This window comes from Aeromonas enteropelogenes (assembly GCF_020097295.1).
Lineage (GTDB): Bacteria > Pseudomonadota > Gammaproteobacteria > Enterobacterales > Aeromonadaceae > Aeromonas > Aeromonas enteropelogenes.
This window is the reverse complement of sequence record NZ_CP083625.1, coordinates 2,205,620-2,219,229: the sequence shown is the minus strand read 5'-3', so window position 1 is coordinate 2,219,229 and position 13,610 is coordinate 2,205,620. Positions and strand designations below refer to the sequence as shown.

The 13,610-nt window shown below is 60.0% G+C and carries 12 protein-coding genes, 7 tRNA genes and 1 pseudogene; 8 read left to right on the top strand and 12 right to left on the bottom strand.

Annotated features, from left to right (window positions below):
• Positions 1–66: 66 nt before the first annotated feature.
• Together LA321_RS10485 and LA321_RS10480 are read right to left on the bottom strand one after the other, a co-directional pair.
• Positions 67–672, bottom strand: a complete 606-nt coding sequence (locus LA321_RS10485) for a TIGR04211 family SH3 domain-containing protein (protein WP_042028283.1) — start codon at positions 670–672, stop codon at positions 67–69.
• Between the two features lie 143 nt (positions 673–815).
• On the bottom strand, positions 816–1,637 hold the full coding sequence (locus tag LA321_RS10480; RefSeq protein WP_042070094.1) for a potassium channel family protein: 822 nt from the start codon (positions 1,635–1,637) through the stop codon (positions 816–818).
• 32 nt (positions 1,638–1,669) lie between these two features.
• On the opposite strand from LA321_RS10480, the gene LA321_RS10475 reads away from it, so the two are divergent.
• The gene (locus LA321_RS10475) at positions 1,670–2,920 is read left to right on the top strand and encodes a methyl-accepting chemotaxis protein (RefSeq protein WP_026455921.1); all 1,251 of its coding nucleotides are present in this window, start codon (positions 1,670–1,672) and stop codon (positions 2,918–2,920) included.
• A 138-nt stretch (positions 2,921–3,058) separates the two neighbouring features.
• On the opposite strand, the gene gltX is transcribed toward LA321_RS10475, so the two are convergent.
• The gene (gltX, locus tag LA321_RS10470) at positions 3,059–4,474 is read right to left on the bottom strand and encodes a glutamate--tRNA ligase (RefSeq protein WP_042070096.1); all 1,416 of its coding nucleotides are present in this window, start codon (positions 4,472–4,474) and stop codon (positions 3,059–3,061) included.
• A 252-nt stretch (positions 4,475–4,726) separates the two neighbouring features.
• Between gltX and LA321_RS10465 the strand changes: the two genes are divergently transcribed.
• The 3 genes from LA321_RS10465 to LA321_RS10455 all read left to right on the top strand — a co-directional run bounded on the left by LA321_RS10465 (position 4,727) and on the right by LA321_RS10455 (position 8,072).
• Positions 4,727–6,829, top strand: coding sequence for a methyl-accepting chemotaxis protein (locus LA321_RS10465; protein ID WP_042070098.1), 2,103 nt, complete (start codon positions 4,727–4,729; stop codon positions 6,827–6,829).
• 99 nt (positions 6,830–6,928) lie between these two features.
• Positions 6,929–7,591: a LysM-like peptidoglycan-binding domain-containing protein gene (locus LA321_RS10460; protein WP_042070099.1), complete on the top strand. Its 663-nt coding sequence runs from the start codon at positions 6,929–6,931 to the stop codon at positions 7,589–7,591.
• 271 nt (positions 7,592–7,862) lie between these two features.
• Positions 7,863–8,072 (top strand): cold-shock protein, encoded by a 210-nt coding sequence (locus tag LA321_RS10455; RefSeq protein ID WP_005297820.1) that lies wholly within the window; start codon positions 7,863–7,865, stop codon positions 8,070–8,072.
• A 229-nt stretch (positions 8,073–8,301) separates the two neighbouring features.
• Here LA321_RS10455 and LA321_RS10450 read toward each other — a convergent pair.
• The 8 genes from LA321_RS10450 to orn form a co-directional block, all read right to left on the bottom strand.
• A tRNA-Gly gene (locus tag LA321_RS10450) sits at positions 8,302–8,377 on the bottom strand.
• Between the two features lie 24 nt (positions 8,378–8,401).
• A tRNA-Gly gene (locus tag LA321_RS10445) sits at positions 8,402–8,477 on the bottom strand.
• Between the two features lie 25 nt (positions 8,478–8,502).
• Positions 8,503–8,578, bottom strand: a tRNA-Gly gene (locus tag LA321_RS10440).
• 24 nt (positions 8,579–8,602) lie between these two features.
• A tRNA-Gly gene (locus LA321_RS10435) sits at positions 8,603–8,678 on the bottom strand.
• Positions 8,679–8,702: 24 nt separating this feature from the next.
• Positions 8,703–8,778 (bottom strand) — tRNA-Gly (locus LA321_RS10430).
• 32 nt (positions 8,779–8,810) lie between these two features.
• A tRNA-Gly gene (locus tag LA321_RS10425) sits at positions 8,811–8,886 on the bottom strand.
• Positions 8,887–8,923: 37 nt separating this feature from the next.
• A tRNA-Gly gene (locus LA321_RS10420) sits at positions 8,924–8,999 on the bottom strand.
• A gap of 178 nt (positions 9,000–9,177) precedes the next feature.
• A complete protein-coding gene (gene orn, locus LA321_RS10415; protein ID WP_026455924.1) occupies positions 9,178–9,723 on the bottom strand; it encodes an oligoribonuclease in 546 nt (181 codons plus the stop codon).
• A 91-nt stretch (positions 9,724–9,814) separates the two neighbouring features.
• Here orn and rsgA point away from each other — a divergent pair, with 91 nt between their 5' ends.
• Genes rsgA through LA321_RS10395 form a run of 4 tightly spaced genes read left to right on the top strand, consistent with a single transcriptional unit; the run spans position 9,815 to position 12,251 of the window.
• Positions 9,815–10,849 (top strand): small ribosomal subunit biogenesis GTPase RsgA, encoded by a 1,035-nt coding sequence (gene rsgA, locus LA321_RS10410; protein ID WP_041202860.1) that lies wholly within the window; start codon positions 9,815–9,817, stop codon positions 10,847–10,849.
• Between the two features lie 28 nt (positions 10,850–10,877).
• Positions 10,878–11,750 carry an archaetidylserine decarboxylase gene (gene asd, locus LA321_RS10405; RefSeq protein ID WP_042070100.1) on the top strand — a complete coding sequence of 291 codons (873 nt, stop codon included), beginning with the start codon at positions 10,878–10,880 and terminating at the stop codon, positions 11,748–11,750.
• Positions 11,747–11,995 carry a VF530 family protein gene (locus LA321_RS10400; RefSeq protein WP_042070101.1) on the top strand — a complete coding sequence of 83 codons (249 nt, stop codon included), beginning with the start codon at positions 11,747–11,749 and terminating at the stop codon, positions 11,993–11,995. Before asd ends, LA321_RS10400 begins: the two co-directional genes overlap by 4 nt.
• A 4-nt stretch (positions 11,996–11,999) precedes the next feature.
• Positions 12,000–12,251 carry a DUF2960 domain-containing protein gene (locus LA321_RS10395; RefSeq protein ID WP_042070102.1) on the top strand — a complete coding sequence of 84 codons (252 nt, stop codon included), beginning with the start codon at positions 12,000–12,002 and terminating at the stop codon, positions 12,249–12,251.
• Positions 12,252–12,335: 84 nt separating this feature from the next.
• Here LA321_RS10395 and LA321_RS10390 read toward each other — a convergent pair.
• A pseudogene (locus LA321_RS10390) lies at positions 12,336–13,607 on the bottom strand (glutamate-5-semialdehyde dehydrogenase); the annotation flags it as partial.
• Between the last annotated feature and the right edge of the window lie 3 nt (positions 13,608–13,610).

Here is a 13,610-nt window from a genome sequence, read left to right as displayed (position 1 = left end):
GCGTCAAACGATAGAAACAGAGAAGGGCCGCCATGGCGACCCTTCTGCTCAGTCAGACAATTTTTGTCAATTCATCCAGCGATCGCTGCGGCTGCGGCGACGAGGCAGCATGGGCAACAGGATGCCGAGCAGGATGCCGGCCCCCACCATGGCACCGCCACGGATGAACCAGTCCATCTGCATGTCGTGTTCCCGGTTGTCATAACTCTGGGTCAGGGCATCGTTCTGCTCCTTGAGATTGCTCATCTCCTCGCCCTGGCTGGCGAGCTGGGCCTTGAGCGACGCTATCTCATTGCTCTGCAGTTCAATCTGGCCATCCTTCTCGGCAAAGCGTTTCTCGTTGTCGCCGTTGAGGTTCTGCAGGCGGCTCTTGAGCTCATCCCGCTCCTTCTCGACCTGGGGCAGGCGCTCGCGCAGGCTGGGCTGGCTCTGCAGCTCGCTGCTCTTGATCCACCCTTCACGGCCACGGCCGTCCACCACCTGAGTGAAACCGGCTTCGCCGTTCACCGACTTTATCTCCAGCGGCTCACCCGCCTTGACGCTGCCCAGGATCCGGTACTGGGTCCCCGGGCCATTGTGGATATAGGTAAAGATGTTGTCTGAAACATAACGGGTCTCGGCCAGTGCCTGGCCGGCACACAAGCAGATCAAAATCCCGAGAAGGGCGCGCATGGTCGATCGGTTCTCTTTTCAGTTTTGGGTAAGAGGCTGAATGTTAAGCCGCAGGCAGGTTAAAGGACAAGCAAAGAAAACGCTTCCCCCGGGGGCACTCCCTGCCCTGCCATGCATGACTTGGCCACTTTTTGACCTCGTCATCACTTGTTTCTCAGCTCCCGTACCTCGGCCCGCAGCGCTCGCAACTCCTGCAACAACTGCTCCTGCTGGGCATTGTAGTGATGACGCCACTTCTCGGTGTCGTTATCACCGCGATTGGGCTGCAGAAACAGGCTGGCCATGAAACCGCTGAGCGCGCCAAACAGGCCGACCCCGAACAGGATCAGCAGGCTGGCCACAAAGCGCCCCTCCTCCGTCTTGGGCACCAGATCCCCGTAACCCACGGTGGAGAGGGTCACCAGGGTCCACCAGAACGCATCATAGGGGGTCTCGATTTCACTGCCCGGCTGACCGGATTCAATCCAGTACATGATCCCGGAGCCGAGCCCCAGCAAGAGGACGAACAGGAACAGGATGCCGGAAATGGTGGTCTCGTTTCGCTCGCGACGAAACATGGCCAGCAGGTCCGGCTGGCTGCGCAGCAACTGATAGACCCGCCACAACTGGATCAACCGGGCCCAGCGCAGGGATTCCACCATGGGCAGACTGCCCGGCAGATAGAACCAGTTGGCCTTGAAGTAGGCCTTCCTGTCCGGGGCGCGGGCCAGGCCATAGGCGAAGTGGGCGAGAAAGAAGTAACAGATCAGGCTGTCGAGGTCATAGAAGAGTTGCAGTGTCTGGGAAGTCAGGGTCTCGTGCCCCCACCAACGGGCCGTAACCAGCAATACCGAGATAACAGAGAGGAAGGCCATCAGCAGATCGGTGGCCCGCAGATGAGTTAAGTGATGTCGCATACATTTTCCAACTTTAAACACAGTGCAAATTAATAAAAGGGAAGATAATGCCGATAGCCCTGAGGACAAAGGAAAAAGCAGTTTTTTAAAGGAGAAAAAATATGCAGCTAAACCTGCTAGAGAAGCGGATGAGTGATATACGGCTGGTACCCAAGGTAGTACTGCTGATGGTATTCAGTACCTTGTTGTTGCTCACCAAGCTCTGGTTCGATGCCAACAATCTGGAAGCCACCCTGCTCAGCGAAGGGCTGGATCCGGACAAGGCAAATGCCATTGCCGACCGCCTGCTCTGGACCGGTCTGATGGAGACGGCCATCATGGGGCTGCTGTTCGTGATCCTGTTGCTGACCGGCTCCCGCCTGATGGTGAAGCAGGTACATTATCTGGTCGGCCTGCTGGAGCGCTTCGCCAAGCGGGATCTCAGCCACAAGGTGCTGCTCCACTCCCGCGATGAGTTCGGCGACATTGCCAAGGCGGTCTCCCACTCCCAGGAAAACCTCAAGGCTGTGTTTGGCAACCAGCGTGCCGCCTGCAAGGAGCTCAACGAGATCGCCTCCCAGGTCACCCTTTGCATGGAGGAGGCCAACGAGGCGATCAACGAAGAGTTCGGCCAGATAGAGCAACTGGCCAGCGCCATGAGCCAGATGGTCGGCGCCATTCGTGAAGTGGCAGCCCATGCCGAACAGGCCTCCCATGCCACCACAGAAACCAGCCAGCTGGCCGAAGAGGGCAGCCGCTGCGTGGCGGAAACCGTCAACACCATCGACACCCTCTCCGGCAACATCCAGCGCTCTGCCACCGTGGTCAATCAGGTGGAACAGGGAGTGGATCGCATCGGCTCTGTGGTCGACACCATTCGCGGCATTTCGGAGCAGACCAACCTGCTGGCGTTGAACGCCGCCATCGAGGCAGCCCGTGCCGGTGAGGCCGGTCGTGGCTTTGCGGTAGTCGCCTCGGAAGTGCGCGAGCTGGCCAACCGGGCCCAGGCGGCCACCGTCGAGATCCAGAAGATGATCGAACAGCTGCAAGGCAATGCCGCCCAGGCGGCCGAGCTGATGTCCCAGAGCGTGCAACAGGCGGACAAGGGAGTAGAGCAGGTCACTCGCGCGGGGGATCAACTCGCCACCATAGTGCAACGGGTGCAGGGGGTGGCCGATATGAACCGCCACATCGCCGCCGCCTCCGAGCAACAGAGCTCGGTGGCCGAAGAGATGCGCGGCAACCTGGAGCAGGTCAAGCAGATCGCCGAAGGCTCCGTGGTGGTGCTGCGGGAGCTGCAGGAGGCCTCCGAGCTGGTGGAGCAACACAGCAAGGATCTGGACAGCCAGATCAACTCCTTCAAGCTGACCTGATCCCGATCCGGATCCTGCTCAGCCAGGCTCCGCCACACAAAACTGCGACCATAAAAAAATCCGAAACATGACGTTTCGGATTTTTTGTATCTGGTGTCCAGCTGAGCAGGTATCCCGCCCGGCCTGACGATGGTCTGCTTACTCAGCGGCCATGCGCGCTTCGATATAGGCCAGGGCACGATCGATGCGAGCGAGCACGCGCTCCTTGCCCACCAGCGCCATCACGGCATCAATAGCCGGGGACTGGCCCAGACCGGTCACCGCCACGCGCAGCGGCATGCCGACCTTGCCCATGCCCTGACCCAGCTCGGCGGCAGTGGCTTCAATCAGCTCGTGCAGCGCTTCGGTGGTCCAGGTATCCAGGGCAGCCAGCTTGGCCTTGGCCAGGGCCAAGGGCTCGGCGGCGACGCCACGCAGATGCTTCTTGGCAGCCGCTTCGTCGATGGCTTCATACTCTTCGAACAGGTAGCGGCTCTGGGCGGCCATCTCCACCAGGGTATTGCAGCGCTCGGCCAGCAGGGTCACCACGTCGGCCAAGGCCGGGCCATTGCTGGTGTCGATCTTCTGATTTTCCATGTGCCAGGCCAGGTGCTTGGCCACATAGGCCGGATCCAGGCTGCGCATGTAGTGGTTGTTCAGCCACAGCAGCTTGTCGGTGTTGAAGGCAGAGGCAGACTTGGAGATGGCATCCAGACTGAACAGCTTGATCATCTCTTCCAGGCTGAAGATCTCCTGATCGCCGTGGGACCAGCCCAGACGCACCAGATAGTTCAACAGGGCCTCCGGCAGATAGCCGTCGTCGCGGTATTGCATCACGGAGACGGCACCGTGGCGCTTGGAGAGCTTGGCACCGTCGTCACCCAGGATCATGGAAACGTGGGCAAACTCCGGCACCGGCGCGTTCAGCGCCTTGTAGATGTTGATCTGGCGCGGGGTGTTGTTGATGTGGTCTTCACCACGCACCACGTGGGTGATCTCCATGTCCCAATCGTCCACCACCACGCAGAAGTTGTAAGTGGGGGCACCATCGGTGCGGCGGATGATGAGATCGTCGAGCTCGGTGTTGGCGAACTCGATGCGGCCACGTACGTGGTCATCAAACACCACTGAGCCTTCGGTCGGGTTGCGGAAACGGATGACGTGGGGGGCATCGGCCGGGTGATCGTGATCACCATGGCGGCACTTGCCGTCGTAACGGGGCTTCTCGCCGTTGGCCATCTGGCCTTCACGCAGCGCTTCCAGACGCTCCTTGGAGCAGTAGCACTTGTAGGCGCGACCGTCGGCCAGCATCTCGTCGATCAAGGCATTGTAGCGATCGAAACGCTTGGTCTGGTAGTAGGGGCCCTCATCCCAGTTCAGCTCCAGCCATTCCATGCCCTCGATGATGGCGTCGATCGCCTCCTGGGTGGAACGTTCCAGATCGGTATCCTCAATACGCAGCACGAACTCACCGCCCTGATTCTTTGCAAACAACCAGGAATAGAGTGCGGTACGGGCACCGCCGACATGCAAAAAGCCGGTCGGGCTGGGAGCAAAACGGGTTTTGACTTTCATCTTTAAGCCTTGTGTAGAGGGCCTTGGGCCAATTCGTTAAAAAAACCGTCGCATTTTAGCACCGACAGTGACGGATGGGAAAACCATGAGGACGCCGGACAAGAAATAAGCGGTCGATAGGGCATGCCCATCAATCTTTGAAGAGGATCGCAAAACCGTTCAGTTTTTTCCGCTTTGCTAGGCAGCATTGCTGGAGAAGCCTCCCGCCCTGCCGATAATTCAAACAACTTTCCACGTCACAAGGAACGCACGATGCAGTTTCGTTCTATCCAGAATCGTATTCTGGTAATGGCCGGGATCGCCATGACCACCGCCCTGGTGATCCTGATCCTGCTCAACCACTACTCGGGTCAGCAGACCCAACAGCTGACCATCAGCTCCAGCCGCGCCGCCCTGCAACAAGAAGCCTGGCAAAAAGTCAGCGCCAACGCCCGTGCCGAAGCGGCCGCCATCACCCAATTGCTGCAAAAGGGGCTCTCCTATACCCAGCAGATGGCCAGCGCCCTCGCCCTGCAGCAGGAAGGCAAGCTGCCCCTGACTCGCCAGCAGGCCACCGATCTGCTCAAGGCCCAGCTCGCGCTGGAGCCGCAACTCTATGGCGCCTTTGCCGGCTTCGAACCGAACGGCTTCGATGGCCAGGACGCCAGCTTCGCCGGCCAGAGCGCGCTCGGCAGTGACGACAAGGGTCGCTTCGTTCCCTATTTCTATCGTGACAAGGATCAGATCGGCACGGATCTGCTGCTCTCCATCGAAAAAACCGACCCCGACGAGTTCGGCAATCCGGCCAACGACTACTACTCCTGTCCGAAACGGGAGGGACGCTCCTGTCTCATCGATCCCTTCAAGGTGGACATCAACGGCCAGCAGGTGCTGGTCAGTACCATCACCACCCCCATCATGGTGGGTGGCCAGTTCAAGGGGATCGCCGCACTGGATCTGGCGGTAGACTCCATCAGCCGCCAGGCCAAGACCCTCAACAGCAACATCTATGAGGGCAAGGGCGAAACCCTGATCGTCAGCGCCGCCGGTGTCATCACCGGCACCAGCGGGGATGCCAGCCTGCTGGGCAGCCGGGCCGACAAGGTGCTCGGCCAGCAGTGGCAACAATATCTGAAGCCGGAGGTTCAGCGTCAGGAGCTGAACGATTCATTCCGCATCTCGGTGCCCATCATGGTGCCGGGCATGGCCCGCAACTGGGCCATCATTGTCACCCTGCCCTACAAGGTAGTGCTGGCGGGCGCCGATCAGCTGGAAGCCCAGCTCAACGATATGAACCGGGCTGCCATGACCCAACAGCTGGTGGGTGCGCTCGTCGTGCTGGTGCTGGCGCTGGCCACCATGCTGGTGATCGCTCGCAGCATCACGGGCCCCATCCGTCAGATGGTCAGCCTGGTGGATGACATCGCCGACGGCGAAGGGGATCTCACCAAGCGCCTCACCACCAACTCGGTGGACGAGCTGGGGGATCTGGCCAAGGGCATCAACCGCTTCATCGACAAGCTGCAGGTGCTGCTGGGAGACGTGCTGAAAACCGCCAGCGAGGTGAACCGTCACGCCGGTGACACCGACCGCATCGCCGGCCAGACCGACAACAACCTGCAGCATCATCAGGCAGAGATGGAGCAGATGCTGACTGCGGTGCAGGAGATGTCCTACGTCAGCCAGGAGGTGGCTACCCACGCCAACAACACCGCAGACTCGGCCAAGCAGGCCCAGAGTGCGGCAGATCAGGGCAAGGTACGCTTCCAGCAGGTGATCCAGTCGATGCACAAGGTCGCCGCAGAGGCCGGGAAAGGGGCCGAGGTAGTGGAAGGGCTGGCCCACGACAGCGAGCAGATCACCAGCATCCTCACCGTCATTCAGGGCATTGCCGACCAGACCAACCTGCTGGCGCTCAATGCGGCCATCGAGGCGGCGCGCGCCGGCGAGCAGGGCCGCGGCTTTGCAGTGGTGGCCGACGAAGTGCGCAAGCTGGCGGGCAACACCCAGCAGGCGGTGCAGAACACCCAGGAGCTGATCGAGAAGATCCGCCACAGCTCGGCCAACGCGGTCAACGCCATCAACCAGAGCCAGCAGCTGACCCACCAAGCGGTAGGCGAGGCAGATCTGGCGGAAGAGGCGCTCGGCAGCATCTATCAGGCCATCTCCACCATCAACGACATGACCTACCAGATCGCCTCTGCCGCCGAGGAGCAGAGCTCGGTTTCCGAGACCGTCTCCGGCAATCTGTCAAAAACCAACGCACTGGCCAACGACATCGCCCAGGATGCGACCGAAACGGCCAAAGCCAGTCAGGCTCTGCGTCAGGCCGCAGAGCGATTGCAGCAATTGTTGGGACAATTTCGTCTCAGCTGATAATTTTCCTCTCACGGACTCTCCCCCTCGGGGGCGAGTCCGTTTACCATAGGCATCGTATTTGCCTGATGGCAGGCAATGTAGTGAGAGGTAAATGCCGTGCCCACCCCGGACCGTCGCCCACGTGGCCATAACAGACGAGCCCAGCAGCGTCGCCAAGACGAATCACAAGGATCCCTGCTCCATCGTATCAATGCCGCAACCCTGCCTCTGCGCCAGCGCATCGGCCAGGGTATGAGCCGCTTCGGCCAACGTAGCCATGAACCCAAGGCCACCAGGTTCAAGCTGAGCAGCCCGCTGCCCCGCAAAAACACCATAGGGCTGCTGATCCTGACCCCGCTCTGGTTGCTGGTGCTGGCCTGGGAGCCGGCCCCCAGTACACCAACGGTGGCCCCATCAGGTTCACTCGATATTCCCCTTGCCGTACCCAGCCAGGCACTGACTGTCGGCAGCACCTCTTCGGCAGTTGCCGCCAAACCGGCGGTGGAAGAAAAGGTCAACGGTACCTGGTTGCAACATGAGGTGCAGGCTGGCGAGACCCTCTACTCCATCTTCCGCAAATTCGAGCTGCCGGGGGTGGAACTGAGTCGCCTCATCGCCATCGAAGGGCCGGATCGTCCGCTGACCCGGCTGCAATCCGGCAAATCGGTCTTCATCCTGGTGGACGAAAATCGTCGCATCCAGCGGGTGGAAATTCGCTCCTACGGCCAGGCCATCTATCGCTACGATCGGCAGGGCGAGGGGTTCGCCCTCAAGGAGTAAGAGAAGCGGGAGGCCAGGCCTCCCGTTTTTTTATGCCGTTTTCCCTCAAATAAGCTGCTGACTTCACAATATTTTTAGCTTGTTCAAAAAACGAAAGGGGCAAAATTGACAAGGATAGGTGCTAACGTACAATCGTTTTTGCTTTAGACAGGGATTGTTCTGCGTGCTACTGGGACAATGAGACGTGGTCAGTCATGAGCCAACCCCTGCAACAAGGCAAATGCAGCCCCACCGGGCTTAGTTTCATATTGTTATAGATAGGATTTAGCACATGTCTGACATTCGCACCGGCCAGGTCAAATGGTTCAACGAAACCAAGGGTTTTGGCTTTATCGAGCAATCCCAGGGTCCGGACGTATTCGTTCACTTCTCCTCCATCCAGAGCGCGGGTTTCAAGACCCTGGCTGAAGGTCAAAAAGTCCAGTTCACTGTGACCCAAGGCAAGAAAGGCCCGCAGGCCGAGAACGTCACCGTTATCTAAGCCCGTGCCAGCGAACCCGTAGGAGGAGCCGCCGCCCCTCCTATTTTTTTGCCCGTCGTTTTCCGCTCCCCCACCACGGGTCATGATCCCGTACCCTACGACCAGCCACGTACAAACCCGGTTTGCAAAAAACGGGAAAGCCGATCTGGGCAAATGCCAGATACGAAAAATCATCGCAGCGCGATGTCATTGATAAATCAGAAGGAGTGACAAGAGTTCGAGGAGAGATTGGAGCGGGAAACGAGACTCGAACTCGCGACCCCGACCTTGGCAAGGTCGTGCTCTACCAACTGAGCTATTCCCGCAACAGGATGTCATTTGCAAGTGATTGGAGCGGGAAACGAGACTCGAACTCGCGACCCCGACCTTGGCAAGGTCGTGCTCTACCAACTGAGCTATTCCCGCAACGGAATGTCACTTACAAATTTTTTGGAGCGGGAAACGAGACTCGAACTCGCGACCCCGACCTTGGCAAGGTCGTGCTCTACCAACTGAGCTATTCCCGCAACAGGATGTCATCTGCAAGTGATTGGAGCGGGAAACGAGACTCGAACTCGCGACCCCGACCTTGGCAAGGTCGTGCTCTACCAACTGAGCTATTCCCGCATCGGAATATCACTTACAAATTTTTGGAGCGGGAAACGAGACTCGAACTCGCGACCCCGACCTTGGCAAGGTCGTGCTCTACCAACTGAGCTATTCCCGCAACAAAGGGTTGTCTTTAGGCGAAATGATGATTGGAGCGGGAAACGAGACTCGAACTCGCGACCCCGACCTTGGCAAGGTCGTGCTCTACCAACTGAGCTATTCCCGCATCGGGCTGGTTTGCACCAGTGTCATCATCAGATTTTTGGAGCGGGAAACGAGACTCGAACTCGCGACCCCGACCTTGGCAAGGTCGTGCTCTACCAACTGAGCTATTCCCGCAACTGCCTTAAAACAGGCCGTACAGCATTTGGTTGCTTGCGCTACTGTACGGGAGCCGAATTATAAGAGCAGTCATTCCAATTGCAAGGGCTTTTTTGTCTGGTTGCGCGCGTTCGCTCAAAAGCTCACCGAACTGTCGATTTTAGCAACCAGAGCGGGGCAATCCCTTGCCTGGGCATCAGATCTTGAAGACGTGACTGCGGTAAAACTGCAGCTCGGCAATGGATTCGCGGATATCGTCCAGCGCTTGGTGGGTACCGCTCTTCTTGAACTGATCCAGCAGCTCCGGCTGCCAGCGGCGTACCAGCTCCTTGATGGTGCTGACATCGACGTTGCGATAGTGGAAGAAGGCTTCCAGATCAGCCATGTGCTTGACCATGAAGCGGCGATCTTGGCCGATGCTGTTGCCGCACAGCGGGCTGGTGCGCTCCGGCACCCACTGGCGAATGAAGTCGAGGGTCTCGGCGACGGCTTTCGCCTCGTCGTGCTGGCTCGCCTTGACCCGGGCCACCAGACCGCTCTTGGTGTGGGTATTGACGTTCCAGTCGTCCATCTTGGCCAGCTCTTCGTCGCTCTGGTGGATGGCGATGACCGGCCCTTCGGCCAGCACGTTCAGGTCCTTGTCGGTGACTATGGTGGCGATCTCCAGTACCACGTTTTCTTCAGGGTCGAGACCCGTCATCTCCATGTCGATCCATACCAGGTTCTGCGCGCTGACTGTCATGATTGCTCTCTCTATTGGGAGGAATGGCGGAATTTTGCCAATTTGCATGTATCATACTGGCTTTGGATCTGTTCATAAACTGGCGAATCGAGTGGCAAAGAAAGCAAAACTCAATCTGGGTCAACAAAGGCGCGTCCAGGCCAACCGCGAGCGTCGGCTGCAAAAAGAGCACACCACAGAGGTGGATGACACCCTGTTCGGGCCGGCCATCGAAGGGGTGGTGATCAGCCGTTTTGGTCAGCATGCAGACGTCGAGGCGAGCGATGGCACCATCCACCGCAGCAACCTGCGGCGCAGCAGCATCAGCAGCCTGGTGTGCGGCGACAAGGTGGTGTGGCGTCCCGGCCTCAATGCCGCGACCGCCGGCGTCATCGAGGCGGTGCACCCGCGTCACTCGGTGCTGACCCGGCCGGACTTCTACGACGGGGTCAAACCCATCGCCGCCAACATCGACCAGATCATCATCGTCTCGGCGGTGATGCCCGAGTTCTCCACCAACATCGTCGACCGCTATCTGGTGGCCGCCGAGGATGTGGAGATCCGCCCCCTCATCGTGCTGAACAAAGTCGACATGCTCGATGATGCCGCCCGCGCCCGCATCGAGCGCCAGCTCGAAACCTACCGCAAGCTCAATTACGAGGTGCTGCTGGTGAGCTGCGAGAGCGGCGAAGGGCTCGATGAGCTGAAAGCCGCCCTGACCGACAAGATCAGCATCTTCGTCGGCCAGTCCGGGGTCGGCAAGTCGTCGCTCACCAACGCCCTGATGCCGGGGCTGGATGTGCTCACCGGCGAGATCTCCGAAAACTCGGGGCTCGGCCAGCACACCACCACCACGGCGCGGCTCTACCACTTCCCGAGCGGTGGCGATCTCATCGACTCCCCCGGGATCCGCGAGTTCGCCCTCTGGCATCTGGAGGCCGACCGCATCACCTGGTGCTTCGTCGAGTTCCGCGATTATCTGGGCGGTTGCAAGTTCCGCGACTGTACCCACAAGGACGATCCCGGCTGCGCCCTGCGCGCCGCGGTCGAAGCGGGCGCCATCAGCGCCGATCGCTTCCACAACTATCACCGCATCCTGGAAACCATGCAGGAAGCCCGTCACGGTCGCCAACAGGCACGCCTGTGACCCTGTTTAACCTACGTTGATGATGAACATGAGCATTACTGACAACCTGAAAATTGCCGGTCAATACTGTCTGCCCAAACACGCCCTCTCCCGCCTGGTGGGCAAGCTTGCCGCCGCCGAAGCGGGAAACCTCACCACCAAGGTGATCGAGGCCTTTATCAAGCAGTACCAGGTCGACATGAGCGAGGCGCTGCACGAGAGCCCTGCCCACTACAAGAGCTTCAACGAGTTCTTCACCCGCGAGCTCAAGCCCGGTATTCGCCCCGTGGTGGAAGACGCCATGACCCTGGCGCTGCCGGTGGATGGCACCGTCAGCCAGCTCGGCCCCATCCAGCAGGGTCGCATCATCCAGGCCAAGGGCCACGACTACAGCGCCCGCGAGCTGCTGGGTGGTTATGAGGATCTGGTTGCGCCGTTCAAGGATGGCGACTTTGCCACCATCTATCTGGCGCCCAAGGATTACCACCGCATCCACATGCCGCTGGACGGAGTGCTGGAGAGCATGGTGTTCGTGCCGGGGGATCTCTTCTCCGTCAACCCGCTCACCGCCGAGAACGTGCCCAACCTGTTTGCCCGCAACGAGCGGGTGGTGGCCACCTTCCGCACCCCGCACGGCCCCATGGCGCTGGTGCTGGTCGGTGCCACTATCGTCGCCAGCATCGAGACTATCTGGGCCGGCAACATAGCGCCGACCAAAGAGAAGAAGGTGGTGCGCTGGGACTACACAGGCGACGAGGCCATCACCCTGCAAAAAGGCGCCGAGATGGGCCTGTTCAAGCTCGGCAGCACCGTCGTCTGTCTGTTTGGCCCGGGCATGCTGGCCGGGTTCGAACCCCATCTGGCCAACGGGGTCACCACCCGCATGGGCCAGCCCTTTGCCAAGCTGGCGGAGCAGGCATGAGCGATCAACCCGCTTCCCAGAAGAACAACCCGCTGCACGGGCTGACGCTGGAAGCCATCGTCACCGCCCTGGTCGAACACTACGGCTGGGAAGAGCTTGGCAGGCAGATCAATATCCGCTGCTTTACCCATGAGCCCAGCATCAAGTCCAGCCTGAAGTTTTTGCGCAAGACCCCCTGGGCACGGGAGAAGGTAGAGAGCCTCTACCTCTACGTCCAGCGCAAGCAGGCCAAATCAAAGGAATAACGCCATGGCGTTCAAGATTACCTACACCTACGGCAAGAAAACCAAAGAGATCGGCTACGCCAACGACAAGTTCAACAGCATCTACGATGCCATTGCCGCTGCCGAAGGGATCAACCTGACCAGCTTCCACGCCATGGAGGAGCAGCTGGCCCAGGTATGCCGGCGCGACAAGAAGAGCGTGAAGGATTACCGCGAGAACTACTTCAAGGAGCTGGGCTTCTCCAACATCGTCATTGAGCGGGATCCCCAGGAATAAGTACCCAGGCGCGATGCCGGGAACCTTCAAAAAACAAAATGCCGACCCCGGGGTCGGCATTTTCATCTCTGGCGCCAGGACACATCAGGCGCGGCTCAGATAGTCCGCCTGGCCCACCCACTTGTAGCTGGTGAGCTCGGTGAGCCCCATGGGACCACGGGCGTGCAGCATCTGGGTCGATACCGCCACCTCGGCCCCCAGACCAAACTGGCCACCGTCGGTGAAACGGGTGGAAGCGTTGACATAGACCGCCGCCGAACCGGCGCCATTGACGAAACGCTCGGCATTGGCCAGATCGTTGGTGAGGATGGCGTCCGAGTGGCCGGCATTGTGCTCGCGCATATGGGCCAGCGCCTCGTTGACGTCCGCCACCAGTTTGATCCCCAGGGTCAGCGACAGCCATTCAGTATCAAAGTCCTCGGCACCCGCTTCGCGCAGTTGCTCGGCACCGGCCAGTAGAGGCATGGCCTCCGGGGTGGCCACCAGCGCCACCTTGCGCTCGTTCATCAGGCTCACCAACTGAGGTAACAGACGCTCGGCAATCTTCTCGTGCACCAGCAGGGTATCGAGGGCGTTGCAGGCGGAGGGGCGCTGCACCTTGGCGTTGTCGATGAGGGGCAAGGCACGCACCAGATCGGCACTCTCGTCCACGAAAATATGGCTGATGCCGAATCCGCCGATGATGACTGGGATGGAGCTGTTCTCCTTGCACATCTTGTGCAGCCCGGCGCCACCGCGGGGAATGATCATGTCCACGTAGCGGTCGAGGCGCAGCAGCTCACCGACCAGAGCCCTGTCCGGGTTGTCGATGTACTGCACCGCCGCCTCGGGCAGACCTGAGGCGGTCAGCGCGCTCTGGATCACCCGCACCAGCTCCAGGTTGGAGTGGAAGGTCTCGCGGCCGCCGCGCAGTATGCTGGCGTTGCCAGTCTTGAGGCAGAGGCTGGCAATATCGATGGTGACGTTGGGACGCGCCTCGTAAATCACGCCGATGACGCCGATGGGCACCCGGCGACGGGAGAGGCGCAGGCCGTTCTCCAGTACCCGGCTGTCGATCTCGGCCCCCACGGGATCATCCAGGGTGATCACCTTGCGCACATCCGCCACGATTCCAGCCAAACGGGCCGGATTGAGCAGCAACCGATCCAGCATGGCCTCCGACAGCCCCGCCTCGCGCCCAGCGGCGATGTCTTTCTCGTTGGCAGCCAGGATCTGGGCGCTTCGCGCCTCCAGTTCGTCGGCGATGGCAGCCAGCGCCCGATTCTTCTGCGCCGTGCTGACGGTGGCCAGCTGATAGGCGGCCTCACGGGCCGCCTGCCCCATTTTTTCCAGACTCATGACTGTTCCCTTCTGTTTATG

Coding starts and splice junctions, on each gene's coding strand:
- LA321_RS10485 (WP_042028283.1), bottom strand. CDS start 672: ATGCGCGCCCTTCTCGGGATTTTGATCTGCTTGTGTGCCGGCCAGGCA.
- LA321_RS10475 (WP_026455921.1), top strand. CDS start 1,670: ATGCAGCTAAACCTGCTAGAGAAGCGGATGAGTGATATACGGCTGGTA.
- gltX (WP_042070096.1), bottom strand. CDS start 4,474: ATGAAAGTCAAAACCCGTTTTGCTCCCAGCCCGACCGGCTTTTTGCAT.
- LA321_RS10465 (WP_042070098.1), top strand. CDS start 4,727: ATGCAGTTTCGTTCTATCCAGAATCGTATTCTGGTAATGGCCGGGATC.
- LA321_RS10455 (WP_005297820.1), top strand. CDS start 7,863: ATGTCTGACATTCGCACCGGCCAGGTCAAATGGTTCAACGAAACCAAG.
- orn (WP_026455924.1), bottom strand. CDS start 9,723: ATGACAGTCAGCGCGCAGAACCTGGTATGGATCGACATGGAGATGACG.
- asd (WP_042070100.1), top strand. CDS start 10,878: ATGAGCATTACTGACAACCTGAAAATTGCCGGTCAATACTGTCTGCCC.
- LA321_RS10400 (WP_042070101.1), top strand. CDS start 11,747: ATGAGCGATCAACCCGCTTCCCAGAAGAACAACCCGCTGCACGGGCTG.
- LA321_RS10395 (WP_042070102.1), top strand. CDS start 12,000: ATGGCGTTCAAGATTACCTACACCTACGGCAAGAAAACCAAAGAGATC.